Origin of the sequence: Beggiatoa leptomitoformis, from assembly GCF_001305575.3 — a bacterium.
In the GTDB taxonomy this organism is placed as follows: domain Bacteria; phylum Pseudomonadota; class Gammaproteobacteria; order Beggiatoales; family Beggiatoaceae; genus Beggiatoa; species Beggiatoa leptomitoformis.
In genome coordinates this window covers 2,475,492-2,496,931 of record NZ_CP012373.2, presented here as the reverse complement: position 1 = coordinate 2,496,931, position 21,440 = coordinate 2,475,492, and the positions used below count along the sequence as shown (strand labels likewise).

Here is a 21,440-nt window from a genome sequence, read left to right as displayed (position 1 = left end):
ATTCTGTTATTTATTAGAAATTGAGGAGGTTAGCCCTCCTCAATTTTTATCTATCTAAAAATCCTGTAAATCCTGACTCAAACAACGGGAGTGTTTATTCTATCTTTTTGCACGGAATTCTTTCGCTTTTTTTAGTGCCGCTTCTAAGTCAACGGGTAACACCGGTTTAGCAATATAATCTTGCATACCCGCAGCAAAACACTTTTCACGGTCTTCCTTCATAGCATTCGCGGTCATTGCAATAATCCATGGACGTTCTGCAACTTTCCATGTGTCATTAATTATTTTGGTTGCTTCTAATCCATCCATTTTAGGCATTTGCATATCCATGAAGATAATATCATAGAGTTTTTTATGTAAAGCCTCTATCGCATCAAACCCATCCACCGCCTCATCAGCACGATAGCCTAATTTTTTTAGTTGTAACATCCCCACTTTACGATTCACAACATTATCGTCCACCAGTAAAATTTCTAATGACTCTGTTGGTGATTGTATTGTGGGTAAAATAGATTTCGCTATTGGTACAGGATTTTCCTGCATTGTAGTCTGCTCCATCAATTGTAAACAGAGGTCTAATAAGCGTTTAGGACGGATGGGTTTCGTCAAACAAGCCGCAAACGCTGCTTGGCGTTGTTGTTTGCTACACAAATTGGCTAGGGCAATCCGTGGGCAATTTGGTAATACCTGTATTGGTGTTGAGACATTGTTAATATCCATTATGGCAAGGTCTATTGAAGTTTCAGGCGTAGGAACCGCCGTCAAAACGTGCATTCCCCAGCGTTGTGCCTGCGCCTGTAATAAATGTTGATTACTGGGCAACATATCCAGCAATAACAAGGTTTTTCCCGCTAACTGTGGATGCGGTTCATAAAGGATTTGCTGTGGCTGATTATTTGTGACGGGAACGCGAATGGTAAAATGAAACGATGAGCCGACATTCTCCTTGCTTTCTACCCAAATACGCCCTTGCATTAATTCACTCAGGTGTTTACTAATCGTTAGTCCTAACCCTGTTCCACCATATTTGCGTGTAGTAGATTCATCAGCTTGATTAAATGATTGAAATAATCTAGCTATCTTGTCTTTTGAAATACCGATGCCCGTATCTTGTACCGTAAATTGAATTTGTTGCAGTTTGTCATCTATGCGTTGTGCTTGCACATAAATGTTAATTTCCCCCTGTTCTGTAAATTTAAAGGCATTACTCAATAAATTAACAAGAATCTGTTGTAGTCTTGTGCTGTCTCCAATGATACTTTGAGGAACAGTATCTGCGAAAAAATAGATTAAATTCAGTGGTTTTTCAACTATTTTACCACTGGTTAAATTCAGCGCATTTTCTACACAGTCACGCAAATCAAACTCGCGTTGTTCTAAAACAAGTTTTTTGGCTTCAATTTTAGAAAAGTCTAAAATATCGTTAATTAACGTTAATAAAGTATTGCTACTGGTGCGTATCGTACTTAAATATTCTTGTTGTTCTTCATCCAGTTGTGTTCCTTCTAAAATATTAGCCATGCCAATAATAGCATTCATGGGGGTACGAATTTCATGGCTCATATTCGCTAAAAATGCAGATTTAGATTCTGTCGCGGTGAGGGCTTCTTGACGTGCAATGGCTAATTTCTGGTTTTCTATTTCTAATTGCTGGTTTAGATTTTGAATGGCTTGATTAGCATGTGCTAATTTTTCTGTACGTTGATTTACTTTTTCTTCAAGACTGGCGTATAAACGCGCGTTTTCTATAGAAATTGCTAACTGATTAGCCAGTAACTGCACTAATGCTAAACGGTCAGCCGTAAAGACGGCATTACTAAGATTATTTTCTAAGTAAATAATGGCAACTAATTTTCCTTGATTTAAGACAGGACTACATAAGATAGATTTTATTTTTTGGGCTTTTATATAGCTATCGGTATTATAAAGATTATCCTCGCAAGCATTGTCTAAAATTTTCGCTTGGCGTGTGTGGATAACTTGTTGAATAAGGGTAACAGGGACGACGGGAATTTCTCCATCCGTGGTTTTTTTTAGTGGATGAGAAGCGGTAATAGCCAGACTTTGCGTATTACTGTGTGCTTCTATAAACCATTGTGCGTTTTTTTCTAGTAATAACATGCCATGTTGCGCGCCCGCGTTTTCCATCACGATGGTAATGAGTTTTTTTAGTAAGCGGTCAAGTTGAATTTCTTCTGATAAACTGCGGGAGGCTTTGATAATAGAGCTTAAATCTAAGCTATCTGATGCACTACTCCGTCGAGTATTGTTCGTATTAACCGTTGTGCGTGTTTGTGAAATCGTGAGCGATTTTACAGAAACCCCTAAACTTAATTCAGGATAGCGACTTTTTAATAAATCTAACTTAGCCGTTGCGCCCCAAAGTTGGTATAGATAAAACGCCTCTTTGATATAGGTTGAGGCAATATTATTGTCTGCTTTAGTCTGCCAAAAATAGGCATAACGTTCACAAATTAACCCTTCTTCTTGGCGATAATGATGCTTTTTAGCCAACTCTATCGCTTGTTTATAGTAACGCATCGCCTTTAGCTCATCCCCCTTCAATCTTGCTTGTTCTGCTTGAATAAAAGCATAGCGATGCGCATTATTGCTGGGCGCGTGTTTTGCCCATTTTTTTATTTTTTTAATATCTTGTTCTAGCCCTTTAAGCTGTTGGGCAGTGGGTTTTTTGCCTATTTGCAGTAATGCTAAGCGTGACAACGCGCCATAAAAGTGAAACACGGTGCTGTGAAACATGGAGGCAATCCCCATCGTATTGACTTTTTCTGCATAGCTTACCGCTAATTCATATTGTTCAAACCAATAGCACAATATCATTTTATGCACATACAAAAAGGCTAATGCTGTAATATCATTAGCTTGTGTGTGTATAGGTAACATACGGGTTTCATCATAAACATCACCAACCAGTAACCAAGGTTGATGTGGATTAGCACCGCGAAAATTTGAAATGGTTTGTAAAACAATTTGATTGTAATACAAAGGTGTTTGTTGTTGAATTTGGTCAATGGCCGTAACATATTTTGCGGTTTCTTGAAAAAGTTCTTCTAAAGGCAGTCCTGCAAAAAAACTGTAATTGCAGTACATAAAAATGGAATAGCCCGCAAATTCTAATTCTCCCGTATCAACGCCTACTTGATAGGCTTCTAGTAAAGGCGCGAGCGTTTCTCTAAGTGGGGCTTCCCAGTGCCAAACGAAGTTGTAAACCATAAAATAAGTACGACATTTCAATTCATTCGCATTAAAATCATCCAAGACTTGTAACGCCAGTTTACCAAAACGATGCCCTGTACTAATTTCTCCCACTACCCCGCATAAAATCAGCCCATAGCTCGCATACGCAAAGGCAGAAATTGGGCTGTTTCCCCGTTGTACAGAAAAACTCATTAATTTGATGGAGGTCAAAATCATTTGTTTTGTATCTGCAATATACGCGGCGGAATAAATGCGATTCATAATGCGCATAACAGCTAAGTCATGCGGATTTGTTGTGACAGGCAGACGGCTTAATTTTTCAATTTTTTTGCCCAATAACATAAAACGGGCGCGATAAACATCATGTAATACATGAAACATCGTTGGTTTTTTTGGAAAAGAAACGCCCAGCATTTGCAAGACATCTAATGCTAACTCAATGGCTTTTAACGGCTGATTTTGTGCCATAAAGGCTTGAATCTGAATTTCATAGATTCGCACGCGGTCTAACAAATTATGTGATTGTTGTAAAACCAACTGCGCCCACTGATTCATTCGGGAATAGTCGCCGTTTAAAAAAGCTACCTCTGTTACTTCTACATATAAATCAAGACTTAAATGATAATGTGTATCCCAGCTATTGGGGGGTAAAAGGGTTAATCCATGTTGTAAATAGGAGAGTGCGGGTTCATAAGCGGCGGCACTTTTTGCAGTTTTCCCTGCATTAAGATTTAATTCGGCTAAATGATGGCGTTCTTCTACAGAGTCAATCAGTTTTTCGGCAATATTCAGATGATTAACAATTTCAAATAAATGTTCTTCTAATTCTATTTTTGAACTGTTTGCTAATAGTAATCGCCCAACCTGTAAATGGGTTGCTACTTTTTGTGTGTCATCAATTAACGAGTAGGCGGCTTGTTGTACACGGTCGTGAATAAAGCGATAGAGCGGAATCAACATTTCTATGGGTTGTTCGTCCGCTATTTCTGTTGCAGTTTGAGTATATTTTGTTTGATTAACAAATTTATAAATATTTCCTAATGGAAGTATTAATTCTTCTCTCAATGCCAGCCATAATTCTTCTGCGGTCTCCATGAGAGATTTTTGATTGACAATCGCAAGTGTTTTTAAATCAAATTGATTACCAATACAAGCCGCCAATTCTAAAACAGCTTGACTATTTGCAGGTTGTTGTTGGATTTTTTTAACCATTAAATCAATGACATTATCGCTAATAGCGGCTTGTTGCATTTGTTCTATATGCCATTGCCAAATCCCTTGTTGTTTGTCAAAAGTAATCGCCCCGCTTTGATGAAAAGCATGGAGTAATTGATTTAAAAAGAAAGGATTACCTAATGTTTTTTCCCAACACAGTTGTGCAAAGGGAATGACTTCTATAGGCGTAGATTTTAGGCTATCGGCAACCAGTTGCATGACATGTGGTAACGCCAGTGGTTTCAGGGTGATAAAGTTTACAGTAGCTTGTTGTTGTTCAATATTTTTTAGCGTGAGCATCAAGGGATGAAACTCATCGACTTCGTTATCTCGATAAGCACCAATAATAAAGAGGTGTCGCTGTTTATTATCATCCATGAGGAGTTCTAATAATTGCAGCGTTGCTGTATCAGCCCATTGCAAGTCATCAAAAAAAATCACAAAGGGATGTACTGAAGAAAAGGCACGGATAAAATTTTGTAAAACGAGATTAAAGCGGTTGCGCGTTGCACTGGGTGATAGCTCAGGGACGGGTGCTTGTTTGCCGATAATTTGTTCAATTTCGGGTACAACATCGATTAATATTTGTCCGTTAGGCCCTAGATAAATAGATAATTTTTCTCGCCATGTTTCAAGCTGACTATCGCTTTCTGTCAGTAATTGGCGGACTAATCCTCGAAAGGCTTGGAATAAAGAATCATAAGGAATATTCCGTTTAAATTGGTCAAATTTACCACTGATAAAATAGCCGTGTTTTTTGACAAACGGTTTATGCACTTCACGAACGAGTGCAGATTTACCAATTCCTGAATAACCCGCAATCAACATCAATTCTTTCTGACCATTACTGACACAGTCGAAACTATTTAATAACATTTCAATTTCTGTTTCACGTCCATATAGTTTTTCAGGAATTTGAAAGTAACTGGATGCGTCTTTAGTGCCGATGGTAAAGGTTTCAATACGTCCTGTGGTTTGGAGTTGTGTTAAGCATTGTTGTAAATCGACTTGTAAGCCAAAAGCACTTTGATATCGATTTTCTGCCGTTTTTTCCAATAATCGCATAATTATTGATGATAAAACGTAAGGAATATGCGGATTTATCTCAATAGGGGCTTGTGGTAATTTGGCAATATGGCAATGCACCCATTCCATTGCATCGTTTGCTTTAAAAGGTAAACATCCAGTCAACACTTCATACCATGTTATTCCTAAAGAATATAAGTCAGTACGATAGTCAACACTGCGATTCATGCGTCCTGTTTGTTCGGGCGAGATGTAGCAAAGATTGCCTTCTAAGGTATCTAAATTACAAATTTCTTGAGTTTCACGGGATAATTCGGTTGCAATTTCAAAATCAATTAGTTGTACTTGTTCGGTTTTAGGATTAATGATGATATTAGAAGGGTTAATATCCTTGTGCATAATATTTCGTTGATGTAATTCACCGATAATATCTGTTAGTTGAATAGCAAACTGTAAGAATTTATGAATATCTGTTTTATAGTTTGTTGATAACTGACTTAATGCACAACCGCCAATATCTTCTAATATCATTGCCCAACTATTTTTATAGGGTTGTAATTCATAGGCGCGAATAAAACCGGGGTAATTAAGACTAAGTGTTAAATGATATTCACGTTGAAATTGTGCAGTTTCTCTGGGGGAAGGATGTGGATTGCTCAATACTTTACAAATAATGGGCAATTGGTCGGTATTACGGTATCCGCGATAAATTTGTGTGTAAATGCTATCAGATAATTTTTCAAGCAAAGTATAACCCGCTATTGAAAGCATAATTTCCCCAATACAACATTAAAAATAATTAGTTAAGAATGGAAATAAGTAACTCGTTCCACCATGTTTATCAAATTCTGTACCAACGAAGCATATTTTTTAAAACTAATCAATTTAGTAATTAGCCATGAGATGATAATTGAGATGTGTTTCTAGTCGTTATTGTTTGGTTTAATTTTTTATTACCCTACAAACAATCATAATTAGTAAAAAGACTGTTTGCAAAGAATTTTTCATGTTTTAAGAGAATTCTAAAAATAAAGCGTTATTCATCCTATAAATATATATTTATATTGAAATTTGTTTTATTTTTATTTAATATAATGATTCCATTTATATTTATTGTAATGGTAAAGTTTACTTTCCTAAAAACAAGCAGAATAAAAAATACTTGTAATTTAGCCACAATAAATATTTTTTTTAAAAGTAAGGAGGGCGTTATTTGGCGTGATTATTATCTTGGCATGACTTAATTAATTTTTTATGAATTAACGCAGTATCAAGGCTTTATTGGAAAACGGTATGAGATTGGGGTATTAATCTATTTTTATTAACGGTGTACTGTGGAGAGGTCTATATGCGTTTATCTTGTCGACGATTATTGTTGTTTTTATTATTGATTGCGTTAGTTATTGGTTTTTATTGGGCTAAGTCTTGGTATGAAAGTGAAGTGGGTGTCCCTGCTTACCAAGCGGTTGATAAAATTGTTTCTTTAGAACAAGGTTGGTCAGCAGAAAATATTGATTGGTATCACTATTCAACACAGGGCAGTACTTTTTTTCTAAAAGATAGTTGGTTTCTTGCATTAGAACAACCTGTTCCTTCTTTATTTTTTTCCGCCGCGCCTTTCCGTGATAAAGCCTATTTAGGTTCTTATGGTTTTTTGTTTGATCCTGAGAAAACACCGTACAATAAAGAGGGCTTACCTATTGGTTTTACAATAGATAATAATTTTGTTGACCCACTGACACAAGAGAAAATGCGGGTTGTTGGTTTGAGTTGTGCCGCTTGTCATACAGGACAACTGAACTATAAAGGAACGGGTGTCCGAATTGAGGGTGGACAAAGCATGGCGAACTTTTCTAAGTTTCAAAATGCGTTAGGTTTTGCAATGTTATTAAATTACTATGACCCGTTTCGTTTTGATCGCTTTGCTAAAAATGTTTTAGGCGCGGATTACAGTAAAGAAAATAAGACGAAACTCAAAGAAGAATTTTATGTACGGCTACAAAGCATTTTGAAGCAAGGTAAGTTAGACAAACAATATGCTTCAACCACTATTGAGGGATTTGGACGCTTAGATGCGTTAAACCGTATTGGTAATTTTGTTTTTGGATTTGAATTATATGAAGGTAATTACCGCACTGTTGATGCCCCTGTTACGTTTCCTTTTTTATGGGGAATTTCTTGGTTTGATTGGGTGCAGTATAACGGTTCAGTAATGCAACCCATGACCCGCAATGCAGGGGAAGCCTTAGGTGTTTTTGCGCCAATTAATTTAAAAGATGCCAAGCAGGGTTTTTTTCAATCAACATTGGCTGTTGAAAATTTATATCAATTTGAAAAGCTGATTGGTGGGGAAAAACCTTTCGAAGGTCTAAAAGCCCCTGTTTGGCCCGAAAATGTTTTCGGCGCGATTGACCAAACCAAAGCCAGTAAAGGTGCAACTTTATATCGTGAAAAATGTATGAGTTGTCATTTACCACCTGTTACATCAGATGAAATTTGCCAAGCAAAATATTGGACTGCGCCAAATAAATGGGGCTTACGCTTCCTAAAACTGACTATGGTTAATGTGGATTTATTAGGCACTGATAGCCAAGTTGTTACCGATTGGGCGCAACGGTTTGTAGAAACCAAGCAATTGGGTTTAGGGGTGGTAAAAGCAGAACAAGGCTTACCCCTCACTGTTGAAAATGCAGTGAATATAAAATACCAAGCCCTTGGATTAACTCAAGCGCAACAGGATGAATACAATGGTAAACGTGAAAATAAAGTACGTTCTCCCTTGTGTTATAAAGCGCGTCCACTGGAAGGTGTTTGGGCAACGCCGCCATTTTTACACAATGGCTCTGTGCCTAATTTGTATCAATTACTTTCTCCCGTTGCAGAAAGAGCAAAAACTTTCTATCTGAGTAGTCAAGAATTTGACCCGCAGTCTATCGGCTACAATACAGATTATGTTGCTAAGGGATTTCAATTAGATACAACATTAGTTGGTAATCATAATACAGGGCATGAATTCCGTTCTTTAAGCAAAGAAGAGCAGCAAGGTTGGAATGGGCAGTATCCGTATAACGGCGTTTTAGGCGCGGAATTGACTGAGCAGGAACGCTGGGAATTAATTGAATATTTAAAAACGCTCAAATCCCGTGATTTAAATCAACAAACTGCCGCATGTCCTACGCCAATAGATGACACGGTTGTTGTCAACAGCTATGCAAACACAGGAGTTGTAGATACATGTCAATAGTAGCCAGTTTACCGACCCCAGCCGAGACGGCAAAACGTCAAACGTATTTGGAAAAAATGCGCGAAGCCTATGCGTATCAATATAGTTATAACAATACGTTTGCAACCATCATCAAATTGCCTGATGCGGAAAAACCTGATTGTGCCTATCAATTCGGTACGTTTAAAAATCTCAGTGGTTTGATTCCTAGTTTACCGCGTATTTTAGCAACTCAATTAAAACAATGGTTTAAACGTCCAATTACAAGCTATGAGGATTATCTGTTTTTTGGGCGTTCCTCGTTTCCTGATACCCGTTTTATTGATAATTTTCAAAGTGATGAGTATTTCGGGTTGCAGCGTGTTATTGGCATTAATCATGTAGTTTTACAAGGGGCATCAGCAACAAACCCTTTGCCTGATAATCTGGCGTTGACACGGATTAAACAAGTTTTTCCCCAAATAACGGCAGGCGATATATTTGAAAATGCCCTTGCTAATCGGCGGTTATATTATGCTAACTATGCGATGTTACAGGGTTTAGTTGATAATCCCGGTGAATATGCAGGACGTAAACAATATGTTACCGCGCCCATTGTTCTTTTATATCGTCAAGCAACGGGTGCATTACATCCCATTGCCATTCAATTAAATCAAATTCCCAGTGAAAACAATCCTGTTTTCACGCCTTTAGATAAACTTGCATGGGTTGCAGCAAAACTATACGCCCAAGTTGCTGATGTGAATTATCAAGAATTAGTCACACACGCAACGCGCATTCACTACCTTGTAGAAAGTTTTATTCTCGCAACACATCGCGAGTTATATAAAACCCATCCTGTGTTTTTACTGCTCAAACCACACCTTACTTACACGCTAAGTGTTAATAATCATCATTTGTTTTTAAAAGACAAAAAAGGTGTCCCCGGTGATTTTGGTGCGCAACTCGCGGGTAATTATGATGCAATGGTTGAACTAATGGCGAATGCCTTTAAAACATACGACTTTAGCGAACATGCCTTGCCCGTTGATATTGCAAAACGTGAGGTAGATACACCCGATTTATTTTATCCCTATGCCGCTGAAGGGCGAAAAATTTGGGATATAATACAAGCCTTTGTTCTTGATTACTTAAATCTGTACTATCCTAATGCCAAAATATTGGCAGAAGATAGCGAGATTCAAACGTGGGCGCGGGTGATGTCAGACGATGACGGCATGAGAATCAAAGGTTTTCCTGCACACTTTGACACAGTAGAAGCCCTTGCCCAAGCGGTAGGACAAATTATTTTCACCACGACTGCGCATCACTCAAGTGTTCATTATCCACAGTATTTATTTTCGGGGTTTACACCAGCAATGCCTTTTGCAGCTTACGCGCCTGCGCCAACCAGCTTGCATTGCGATTTAATCAATCAGGAATACTTACTAGAAGCACTCCCACTGCGTCAACCCTCTATGATACAAGCGTTTATTTTTTACCTAACGAATTTTAGAATAGGGCGTATAGGACAATACAAACTAGAGGCGAAAGCACAAACGTTGGTCACGCATTATCAACAAGAACTTGCCACGTTATCCGCTCAACTGACAACTGAGGATACGCGTAGAACTTATCCATACATTTATCTCAATCCAGCGTATATTCCTAATTCTGTAATGGTTTAACGTATATTTTAACGAGTAGGTGCGAATTTATTCGCACCTAACGCATTTATTCCCCCAGCCGCAATAATGCCAAAAAATTCGGATTTGAACCTAAATTTTCATCTATACCATGCTGTTCTAGCCAGCTTTTTAACGATTGCAATACGGGTGCAGACAACCCGCTTGTCAATAAACGCAGTAAACGCGGTAAATGCTGTAAATACTGTTTTTTCCCATCACGTTTAAACAAACGCACAAAAATTCCCAATACTTTACAATGTCGTTGCACCCCTAACACGCGATACCAGCTATCAAATACAACACGGTCTAATTGTGGAAAGGCTTGATAATAACGCTCACGCAACAATTGGCTTAGATTATCAGGGACATCTCGGCGGGCATCCTCCAATAAAGACACTAAATCATAAGGACTTGCACCTAATAAAGCATCCTGAAAATCTAACAAACCGCAACATTGCACGCCCTTGCGTTCTGCTAACTGCATCAAATTATCCACATGATAATCTCGCAATACTAGGGTGATAGGTGGCGGGGGTAATGCCTCTAAAATCGTCTGCCAACATTGCAAATAACTTTCCTGTATTGCTGTTGTTGTTTCTCGCCCCAACACCGCAGGCAAGAACCAATCAGCCAACAACGCTGCCTCCGCTAATAAGCGTTGCGTATCATACGCGGGCAATGCAATCGCCTTTGCTTGCGGATGTTGATGTAATGCAATCAACGCATCCACTGCATTTGTATAAAGCGGTAGTGGTGCAACCCCCTGATTTAATAAGCAGGTAAACGTCGCATCACCAAAATCTTCAAGCAATAAAAAACCCTGTTCACTGTCTGCGTGTAATACCTGTGGCGCGCTTAACTGCAAAGCACACAAATGTTGCGCAATCTGCACAAACGGGCGCACATCCTCACGTTCTGGTGGCGCATCCATGAGCAACACACGGCTGTTGCCTTGTTGTAAGCGGAAGTAACGACGAAACGACGCATCAAATGGCAACGCTATTATTTGCGCATGTTCCCATCCATGTTGTGCTAAAAAAGAGAGACGTTGTTGTGTGCGAATATCCATGCTTGATAGCCTTCATAAGAGGTGATGTAATGCGAATAATAATTTTCCAAGGTAACAAACAATCAGACAATGCGTATTATTACTTTAAATTTGAATGGTATCCGCGCTGCGGCAAAAAAAGGTTTTTTTGACTGGTTAGCCCTGCAACAAGCCGATATAGTCTGCTTACAGGAAATCAAAGCCCAACCCGAACAACTCACCGACAGCCTTTTTCACCCACAAGGGTATTATTGCTACTACCATGCAGCAGAGAAAAAGGGCTATAGCGGGGTTGCATTATATGCACGTCGCCGACCTGATGCAGTACAAACAGGTATAGGCTGGGCAGATATAGACATAGAAGGGCGTTATTTAGAAGCGCGTTTTGGTGATTTGCGTGTCATTTCACTCTACATGCACTCAGGCTCATCAGGGGAAGCACGGCAGGCGTTAAAATTCAGCTTTATGGCGCGTTTTCTCCCTCACTTAGAAACCCTACGCCAAGAAAATCAATCTACAATTATTTGTGGTGACTGGAATATTGCGCATAAACCAATAGATTTAAAAAACTGGAAAGGTAACATAAAAAACTCAGGATTTTTACCTGAAGAACGCGCATGGATGGATAAACTCCTCACTGAAACAGGCTATACAGACGCATTTCGTGTAGTCAATCCTGATGCAGAACAATATACATGGTGGTCAAATCGCGGACAAGCATGGGCAAAAAATGTTGGTTGGCGGATTGATTATCACGTCATTAGCGACAGCCTAAAAAACAGCGTACAAACCGCAAAAATTTACACAGAACAGCGTTTTTCCGACCATGCTCCTGTGATTATTGATTATAGTATTTGAAAAAACACAAACAGATTTGCCAGATTGTATTAATTGGATACAAGCATTAATGCAACGCTGACAAGTCTGTAGCGGTTAACCCTGTATATCTTAATACGGTTTCAACAAGCATTCCGTCCGCTAACATAGCGCGTGCGGTTTCCAAACGAGCTTGTTTATCACCCTCTTCTTTTCCTATTTGTAAGCCCTCTTCCATACCTTCCTCCTTAAACCGCTGTTTTGCCTTTTCCCATGCAGCTTCATCCTTAATTTGCGCAAGCATGTCTCTATCAATATTCAGTTTACGAATAATGTCTAAAATCGCTTGGAACATCTTTTCTGAATAATTATTTTCTTCTAGTTTGCCGTCTAATGAATCTTCTATCAGCTCTAACCACCGTTTGATTTTTGGCGGGGTTTTATCATTCACCAAGCGCGGACAAAGAAAGACTAAACGATGTGGATAAATGGATAATTTACGTCCACGTTCATCCGTTGGGTTCATATCACTGACGGCACAACTAAAGTCGACACTGCCGTCACGCGGAACACTGGTTAAAACAACGATGGTGTAAACGGTTCGTTCAAAATTATATTCTTGAAAACTGCCTATCTGTTCGACCAAACTCACCAGATGGTAGTATAAAAAACGGTCAAAAAAGTCTTCTTCTTTGATATGTTGAATTTCAACAACAATCCGTTGTTCTATGTCCTCAGCGAATAAATCATATTTGCTACGCACAAACCCGACGGGATTAGGATATTCATATTCGGCATGAACTTTATCAATATGAATATTAATGTCTAATACATCATTAACAAATTGGGTAAAGGTTTCAGGTTGACCAAAAGCTTGCTTAAATATCGCACCGTATTTTAGGGGGACAACTTCTATCACAAGGAAACTCCTATGGTATTTTGAACAAAGCGGATAAATCAGCCACGGCTAATCCTGTTAATTCTGCGGTTTCTTCCAGACTGAAGCCTTTTTCGCGTAGTTTTCGTGCGGTTTCTAAGCGGGCTTCTTCCATACCTTCTTCCTTAAACCGCTGTTTTGCCTTTTCCCATGCAGCTTCATCCTTAATTTGCGCAAGTATGTCTCTATCGATATTCAGTTTACGAATAATGTCTAAAATTGCTTGAAACATCTTTTCTGAATAATTATTTTCTTCTAATTTGCCATCTAATGAATCTTCTATTAACTCTAACCACCGTTTGATTTTTGGCGGCGTTTTATCATTCACCAAGCGAGGACAAAGAAAGACTAAACGATGTGGATAAATAGATAATTTGCGTCCACGTTCATCCGTTGGATTCATATCACTGACGGCACAACTAAAGTCGACACTGCCATCACGTGGAACACTGGTTAAAACAACGATGGTGTAAACGGTTCGTTCAAAATTATATTCTTGAAAACTGCCTATCTGTTCGACCAAACTCACCAGATGGTAGTATAAAAAACGGTCAAAAAAGTCTTCTTCTTTGATATGTTGAATTTCAACGACAATCCGTTGTTCTATATCCTCAGCAAATAAATCATATTTGCTACGCACAAATCCGACGGGATTAGGATATTCATATTCGGTATGAACTTTATCAATATGAATATTAATATCTAATACATCATTAACAAATTGGGTAAAGGTTTCAGGTTGACCAAAAGCTTGCTTAAATATCGCGCCGTATTTTAGGGGGACAACTTCTATCATTTTGGAGTCTCTTCGGTGGTTTTTTTCTGTGTGTCATGTTTGGAAGCAATAACGGAATTCATACTTTTATCTTTGATGTAGCGTCGCAGAATTTCTAGTTTGAGGTGCTTTTTTTCGTTTCTCCAATGAGTTTCGATTTTTCCTGTTCATAATAATCTATCGTATTGTTTAGCGTCACCGCCCCAGCAATCATCACATACAAACCTGTCCGCAATGTAAATCGTTTATGGGATAAATATAATATTATTTTAATCAATAGGTTAAATTTTTTTAGCAAAATAAAAAAACAGCCTTGATAACCTTGATTCAGACAGTCTCGTATTATGACGATAATTACTTGCCTATTGAACCTGTAACCTTTACCCTTACTTTATATAGTCATAATGTCATCGCGTGGGTGTTTCCTCCCCATAAAAAACATCCTCATTTAGCAACAAACAGACTTGATAAACCATTTACTTCATACCATGCCGAAGGTTACGCATGAGCAGATTAACGACCGCGCTCAACGACTTTTAAAAATCCTAATTGACCGCTATATTCGTGATGGTCAACCCGTAGGTTCTCGCACGCTGTCTAAAGACAGTGATTTAGATTTAAGTCCTGCAACCATCCGTAATGTGATGGCTGATTTGGAGGAAATGGGCTTGGTGTTTTCGCCACATACTTCAGCAGGACGGATTCCGACCGTGCGCGGTTATCGTGTTTTTGTCGATAGCCTATTGCAAGTTAAGCAGCTCAGTAATGACGAAGAAAGCCAGTTAAGGCGCATGTTTAAAAATGATGCTCGTGGTTTTGACAGTCAACGCTTATTCGAAAAGGCTTCCCATTTACTTTCTGAAGTCACACACCTGACTAGCGTTATCATGCTGCCGCGTCGTCAGACTAAAGCCCTACGGCATGTTGAATTTTTATCCCTTTCTAAACAACGAGTTTTAGCAATTTTAGTTATCAATGAACATGAAGTGCAAAACCGTATTATCCACACCAGTCGCCCTTATAGCGCGGCAGAATTAGAAAGTGCTGCCAATTATTTGAATGCCGCTTTTGCAGGTAAAGACATAAACCGCGTGCGCCAAGACCTTGTTGGTGAAATGCGTAAAGCGCGGCAAGATTTAGATAATCTGATGGAAACCGCCATTGAAATGGCAGATAAAACCTTTTCTAATCAAGAAGAAGATAAACCCGATTTTGTGGTAGCAGGGCAAACACATTTGATGGACATTGCCGAGTTATCCACAAATATCGATAAACTTCGCCATTTATTTACCGCGTTTAACCAAAAATGCGACATCCTCCACCTGCTTGACCAAGCCATTAATGCGCAAGGCATACAAATTTTTATTGGTGAAGAATCGGGCTATGACGTATTTGACGACTGTAGCGTGATTACCTCGCCTTACAAGGTCGACGGCTCGGTAATAGGCGTATTAGGGGTGATAGGACCTACTCGCATGGCATACGAGCGCGTTATACCCATTGTTGACTTAACTGCAAAACTCCTTAGCTCTGCCTTGAAGTAAACGAATTTATCCCTACTTATTGCGGTTAATCACATTTTATTAAATAAAGCACACGCTGGTGCAAATACCTGCACACATTTACGTTTTTTTTAAATTTTTTTTGCGAATAACCTCGCACCCGCGTTTTATCCCTTCACAAAGGGATATTTAAAATGACAACGTAATTAAGACTAGCTAATACTTGGAGTAACGAATGACAACCACAGTAAATGACAAGACAATCCCGTCAGAAAACCAAGATGCACTGGTTACCGAATCGGCAACTGTCATTGAAAACGATGCCCCAGCATTAGACATTGATGCACAACCGACTAATACTGACTCAGCCCCTCCTTTAACGGTTGAAGAATTAAACCGTCAACTTATCGAAGCAACTCGCAAAGCAGAAGAAAACTGGGATGCACTGCTTAGACAAAAGGCAGAGTTTGATAACATGCGGAAACGGATGGAACGCGACATCGACAACGCCCGCAAATACGCCTTAGAAAAGTTTGCTACCGAATTATTGCCGATTAAAGACAGTATGGAATTAGGCATAGAAGCCACACAAAATACTGATGCGACACTCAATGCTATTGCAGAAGGGATGGAGCTGACGCTAAAAATGTTAGCGGGCGCATTAGAAAAGGCAGGCATTCAAGAAATTCACCCCCAAAATGAAAAATTCAATCCGCAATTTCATGAAGCAATGGCAATGCAACCTGTGCCAAATGTAGAAGATAACACCGTTATTTTCGTTCATCAAAAAGGCTACCAATTGAATGATCGTTTATTAAGACCTGCAAGAGTCGTTGTTGCTAAAGCCGCAAAATAAATAATTGTCTGCATCAGAATTCACAGAATTGACCAAGCAGTTGAGATTAAATAACTTATTTTTAAGTCATTATCTTAAAATAACGCGCTTGAATATTGATGCAGACAATAAACCAAGATTTAACCGAAAAACCACTAATAGGGCATTTTATAAAAATACTTTTTTCTTGAAAAAAATATCCTTGCCCTTATATCGTCTAACAGAAAAAAACTAATTATACTCAAATAATTAAACAGGAGATTACAGAATCATGGGTAAAATTATTGGTATCGACTTAGGTACGACCAATTCATGCGTTGCCGTTATGGAAGGTAAAAGCGTACGTGTTATTGAAAACAGCGAAGGTGCGAGAACCACACCCTCTATCATTGCTTATGCGGATGATAATGAAGTTTTAGTGGGACAATCAGCCAAACGCCAAGCTGTCACCAATCCACAAAATACCTTGTATGCGGTAAAACGCTTAATTGGACGCAAATTTAAAGACAAAGTCGTCCAACGTGATTTAGATATTGTCCCTTACAAAATCATGGAAGCCGACAATGGCGATGCATGGATTGAAGTAAAAGGCAAAAAAATGGCACCGCCTGAAATTTCTGCCCGTGTTCTCATGAAGATGAAGAAAACCGCAGAAGACTATTTAGGCGAAACCGTTAAAGAAGCCGTTATCACGGTACCCGCTTATTTTAACGACTCCCAACGTCAAGCAACCAAAGATGCAGGACGAATTGCTGGTTTAGAAGTTAAGCGAATTATTAACGAACCCACTGCGGCGGCCCTTGCTTATGGCATGGACAAAAAACGCGGTGATGCCAAAATTGCTGTTTACGACTTGGGCGGAGGTACATTTGATATTTCCATCATCGAAATTGCCGAGGTCGATGGCGAACAACAATTTGAAGTGTTATCCACCAATGGCGACACTTTCTTAGGCGGTGAAGATTTCGACTTACGTATCATTGACTTTTTAGTTGATGAATTTAAAAAAGACACGGGCATTAACCTGAAAAATGACCCCTTAGCATTGCAACGGTTAAAAGAATCCGCTGAGAAGGCAAAAATTGAATTGTCTTCTAGCCAACAAACTGATGTAAATTTGCCCTACATTACGGCAGATGCTTCAGGTCCTAAACACATGAATTTGAAACTGACTCGCGCGAAGTTAGAATCTTTAGTAGAAGATTTAATCGAGCGGACAGTCGAACCCTGCAAAATCGCGCTGAAAGACTCAGGTTTAAGCACCAGCCAAATCGACGAAGTCATTCTCGTTGGCGGTCAAACCCGTATGCCCAAAGTGCAAGACCGTGTTAAAGACCTGTTTGGCAAAGAAGCCCGTAAAGATGTCAACCCTGATGAAGCGGTTGCTGTTGGTGCGGCAGTACAAGGTGCTGTTTTATCAGGTGAAGTGAAAGACGTGTTACTGTTAGATGTCACGCCTTTATCATTAGGGATTGAAACCATGGGCGGTGTGATGACCAAAATCATCCCCAAAAACACCACCATTCCAACCAAAGCATCACAAGTATTCTCAACCGCTGACGACAATCAACCTGCGGTGACTGTGCATGTGTTGCAAGGTGAACGGGAAATGGCATCAGCCAACAAATCCCTAGAAAAATTTGACTTAAAGGACATTCCGTTAGCACCACGCGGCGTTCCTCAAATTGAAGTCGCTTTTGATATTGATGCGAATGGGATTTTACACGTCTCTGCTAAAGACAAAGCCACAGGCAAGGCACAATCTATCCAAATCAAAGCTTCTAGCGGATTAGATGAGAACGAAATTCAACGCATGGTAAAAGATGCAGAAGCCCATGCCGCAGAAGACCAAAGATTTCACGAGTTAGTCAATGCCCGTAACCAAGCAGATAATATGGTTCATTCCATTAGCAAGACTTTGAAAGACCTTGAGGGCAAAGTTGACACGAATGAAAAGACAGCCATTGAAGCGGCAATGGAATCCTTAAAAGAAGCCATGAAAGGCGACAATAAGGATGATATTGAAGCCAAAACGCAAACACTTGCAGAATTATCGGGTAAACTGGCAGAAAAAGCCTACCAACAAACAGGTGGTGCAGAAGGGGGCGATGGCTTTACCGACGCGGCCAAAAAAGCCTCAGCAAATAATGACGGTGTTGTTGATGCTGAGTTTGAAGAAGTCAAAGGCGACAAGAAATAAATTGTGTCGGTAAACTGACGACGAAGCGCATTACTTACCTCCAAAAGTTAAGTAGTGCGCTTTATTATTTTCACTGTAATGTGATTTTAAGAGAATCATTGTCGATGCGGATTTATCCGCACCCGAGAACCTAAACCCCCTTTAATTCGTGCGAATTCATTCGCGCCTATTTAACCCCACCTAGCCGAACACACTCGCTACCATGTCAAAACGAGATTATTACGAAGTTCTGGGCGTACAAAAAAACGCCAGTGAAGACGAACTCAAAAAAGCCTATCGCCGTTTGGCGATGAAATTTCACCCCGACCGCAATCCTGATAGTGCTGATGCGGAAGACAAATTTAAAGAAGCGAAAGAGGCCTATGAGATTTTATCCGACCCTCAAAAACGCGCAGCTTACAACCAATTTGGACATGCAGGCGTTGATGCTTCTATGGGCGGTGGTGGTGGCAGTGGATTTGGTGGCGGTTTTGATTTTGGCGATATTTTTGAAAGTGTTTTTGGTGGAAATGGTAACCGTGGTGGCAGTCGTGCCTTTCGTGGGTCTGACTTACGCTATGACTTAACCATCACCTTAGAAGAAGCGGTTAATGGAACTGATGTTAAAATTCGTATTCCGACACTCGTAGAATGCGATACCTGTCATGGTTCAGGGGCAAAACCCGGTACAAGCCCTGTTACTTGTAGCCATTGCGGTGGTGCAGGACAAGTCCGCATGACTTCTGGGTTTTTCTCCGTACAACAAACATGTCCCTATTGTCGCGGAGTAGGCAAAATTATTGAAACGCCTTGTTCTACCTGTCACGGTGCGGGACGCATTAAAGATACTAAAACGTTATCTGTTAAAGTGCCTGCTGGTGTGGACACAGGTGACCGCATTCGTTTATCGGGTGAAGGGGAATCTGGTGTTAATGATGGGGCTGCAGGAGACTTGTATGTACAAATTAATGTCCGTCCGCACTCTATTTTTACCCGTGAAAACAGTAGTTTATTTTGTGAAGTACCGATTAGTATAGTGACGGCTGCACTGGGGGGGGAATTAGAAGCCCCAACATTGGATGGTCGTGTAACCCTCAAAATTCCTTCAGGAACACAAACAGGACAAACTTTCCGCATTCGTGGCAAAGGGGTTAAACCCGTTCGTGGTGGAAGTGTTGGAGATTTGCATTGCCGTGTTGTGGTAGAAACCCCTGTTAGTCTCACCAGTCGACAAAAAGAATTGTTAGAGGAATTCGGCAACACGTTGGAATCAACTCATCATCGTCCGCAAGAAACTTCATGGCTAGGTCGCGTCAAACAGTTTTTTGAAGATATGAAGCTGTAAATACCCCTTAATCTCAATTAAATTAGTGTTTAGCAGTTAATGACTAGAAATATTGAGATTAAGCTTAGGAATCAGTTAAATAACAATGTCTGAAGATAGCGAGAAACGGAAATGATCAAGATAGCCATTGCAGGCGCAGCGGGGCGCATGGGTAAAAACCTGATTGAAGCAACGCAACAGCACCCTGAAACCATTTTAGCCGCTGCACTTGAGCATCCCGCCAGCACTTTATTGGGCGCAGATGCGGGGGAATTGGCTGGCGTTGGAAAATTGAGTGTTACAATCAAGAGTGAGTTACCACAAGTACTTGACCAATTTGATGTATTAATTGATTTTACGCGCCCCGAGGTCACATTGGCAAATTTGGCTTATTGTCGCCAAGCAAAAAAACGTATCGTTATTGGAACGACGGGTTTTTCCGCCGAACAAAAAGCCTTAATTACTGAAGCTGCACAAGATATTGCGATTGTTTTCGCTCCGAATATGAGTATTGGTGTTAATTTAAGCCTGAAACTGTTGGAAATGGCGGCGAAAGTTTTAGGTGATAGCGTGGATATTGAAGTAATAGAAGCTCATCACCGCCATAAAATCGATGCACCTTCTGGTACTGCCTTACGGATGGGTGAAGTTGTCGCCCAAACCTTAGGACGGGATTTAAAAACTTGTGCAGTATATGCCCGCGAAGGCATTACAGGGGAGCGCGACCGTCAAACCATCGGTTTTCAAACTATCCGTGCGGGGGATATTGTTGGCGAGCATACGGTTATGTTTGCTGATGTTGGTGAGCGGATTGAAATCACTCATAAAGCGTCTAGTCGTATGACCTTTGCAAAAGGTGCTGTACGTGCTGCTGCATGGTTGACACAGAAAGAACAAGGTCTATTTGATATGCAGGATGTGTTAGGCTTTAAATAACCTAAGTTTAGGGTGTGTTAGGGATTTTTTTGTGCCGTAACACACCGTAGCCTTCCTGTTAAAGGCGTGTACACTAATGTCGTTTGCCATTAGTTACCTTATGGAATCCCAATTAATTTATGGGTTTGTAAACATAATCGCCATTGTGGATGGTCTAAACAATATTGAATAGCAAGTTGGGTGTTGTGATGGTGGGCATTGCCGTCCATGGGCTGTAGAAAAAAGTGTTGAAAGTCTAGGTCGATAAATTGTTCTGGTAGCGCATCTTCTTGTGGGTAAACAAGTTTTAGCTCGTGTCCTGCAGTTAAAATTAACGGGGCGCGTGCTTTAGGACTGACACAAATCCAATCTATGCCTGTGGGTGCGGTTTGAGTGCCATTGGTTTCTATTGCAATATTAAAGTTTGCTTGATGTAAAGCGGTTATTAATGCGTTATCTATTTGTAATAAGGGTTCTCCGCCCGTGCAAACGACATAAGGCTGTGCGTGAATGTTATTTTTTGCTTGCCATGTTTGTGTAATGGCGGTTACTAGGTCTTCAGCCGTTGTGAATTTCCCCCCACCCGTTCCCGTTGTGCCATTAAAATCGGTATCACAAAATTGACAAAGTGCTGTCGCTCTATCTGCTTCATTACCCGACCATAAATTACATCCCGCAAAGCGACAAAAAACAGCGGCTCTGCCTGTTTGTGCCCCTTCCCCTTGTAAAGTATAAAAAATTTCTTTTACATGATAAGTCATG

At 39.9% G+C, this 21,440-nt stretch carries 13 protein-coding genes; 8 read left to right on the top strand and 5 right to left on the bottom strand.

The window, feature by feature from the left end; translation table 11 throughout:
* Positions 1 to 99: 99 nt before the first annotated feature.
* Positions 100 to 6,228 (bottom strand): AAA family ATPase, encoded by a 6,129-nt coding sequence (locus tag AL038_RS10390; protein WP_062152545.1) that lies wholly within the window; start codon positions 6,226 to 6,228, stop codon positions 100 to 102.
* A 577-nt stretch (positions 6,229 to 6,805) separates the two neighbouring features.
* Between AL038_RS10390 and AL038_RS10385 the strand changes: the two genes are divergently transcribed.
* Both AL038_RS10385 and AL038_RS10380 read left to right on the top strand, forming a co-directional pair.
* Positions 6,806 to 8,701, top strand: a complete 1,896-nt coding sequence (locus AL038_RS10385) for a di-heme-cytochrome C peroxidase (protein ID WP_062152543.1) — start codon at positions 6,806 to 6,808, stop codon at positions 8,699 to 8,701.
* Entirely contained in the window at positions 8,692 to 10,347 is a 1,656-nt protein-coding gene (locus tag AL038_RS10380; RefSeq protein WP_062152541.1) for a lipoxygenase family protein, read from the top strand. The genes AL038_RS10385 and AL038_RS10380 overlap by 10 nt, the downstream gene beginning before the upstream one ends.
* A gap of 46 nt (positions 10,348 to 10,393) precedes the next feature.
* Here the strand turns inward: AL038_RS10380 and AL038_RS10375 are convergent, their stop codons facing one another.
* On the bottom strand, positions 10,394 to 11,416 hold the full coding sequence (locus tag AL038_RS10375; protein WP_062152538.1) for an aminoglycoside phosphotransferase family protein: 1,023 nt from the start codon (positions 11,414 to 11,416) through the stop codon (positions 10,394 to 10,396).
* A gap of 69 nt (positions 11,417 to 11,485) precedes the next feature.
* Between AL038_RS10375 and AL038_RS10370 the strand changes: the two genes are divergently transcribed.
* A complete protein-coding gene (locus AL038_RS10370; RefSeq protein WP_062152536.1) occupies positions 11,486 to 12,253 on the top strand; it encodes an exodeoxyribonuclease III in 768 nt (255 codons plus the stop codon).
* Between the two features lie 46 nt (positions 12,254 to 12,299).
* Here AL038_RS10370 and AL038_RS10365 read toward each other — a convergent pair whose 3' ends face one another.
* Both AL038_RS10365 and AL038_RS10360 read right to left on the bottom strand, forming a co-directional pair.
* A complete protein-coding gene (locus AL038_RS10365; protein ID WP_062152534.1) occupies positions 12,300 to 13,130 on the bottom strand; it encodes an Rpn family recombination-promoting nuclease/putative transposase in 831 nt (276 codons plus the stop codon).
* 10 nt (positions 13,131 to 13,140) lie between these two features.
* Positions 13,141 to 13,944, bottom strand: a complete 804-nt coding sequence (locus AL038_RS10360) for a PD-(D/E)XK nuclease family transposase (RefSeq protein WP_062152532.1) — start codon at positions 13,942 to 13,944, stop codon at positions 13,141 to 13,143.
* A 467-nt stretch (positions 13,945 to 14,411) separates the two neighbouring features.
* Between AL038_RS10360 and hrcA the strand changes: the two genes are divergently transcribed.
* The 5 genes from hrcA (at position 14,412) to dapB (ending at position 20,699) form a co-directional block, all read left to right on the top strand.
* On the top strand, positions 14,412 to 15,467 hold the full coding sequence (gene hrcA, locus AL038_RS10355) for a heat-inducible transcriptional repressor HrcA (protein WP_062152530.1): 1,056 nt from the start codon (positions 14,412 to 14,414) through the stop codon (positions 15,465 to 15,467).
* 193 nt (positions 15,468 to 15,660) lie between these two features.
* A complete protein-coding gene (gene grpE / locus AL038_RS10350; protein ID WP_066246127.1) occupies positions 15,661 to 16,281 on the top strand; it encodes a nucleotide exchange factor GrpE in 621 nt (206 codons plus the stop codon).
* 250 nt (positions 16,282 to 16,531) lie between these two features.
* A complete protein-coding gene (dnaK, locus tag AL038_RS10345; protein WP_062152527.1) occupies positions 16,532 to 18,460 on the top strand; it encodes a molecular chaperone DnaK in 1,929 nt (642 codons plus the stop codon).
* 202 nt (positions 18,461 to 18,662) lie between these two features.
* A complete protein-coding gene (gene dnaJ / locus AL038_RS10340) occupies positions 18,663 to 19,784 on the top strand; it encodes a molecular chaperone DnaJ (protein ID WP_062152525.1) in 1,122 nt (373 codons plus the stop codon).
* 111 nt (positions 19,785 to 19,895) lie between these two features.
* The gene (dapB, locus tag AL038_RS10335; protein ID WP_062152523.1) at positions 19,896 to 20,699 is read left to right on the top strand and encodes a 4-hydroxy-tetrahydrodipicolinate reductase; all 804 of its coding nucleotides are present in this window, start codon (positions 19,896 to 19,898) and stop codon (positions 20,697 to 20,699) included.
* A gap of 98 nt (positions 20,700 to 20,797) precedes the next feature.
* Here the strand turns inward: dapB and queE are convergent, their stop codons facing one another.
* On the bottom strand, positions 20,798 to 21,439 hold the full coding sequence (gene queE, locus AL038_RS10330) for a 7-carboxy-7-deazaguanine synthase (RefSeq protein WP_062152521.1): 642 nt from the start codon (positions 21,437 to 21,439) through the stop codon (positions 20,798 to 20,800).
* Position 21,440: the final 1 nt, after the last annotated feature.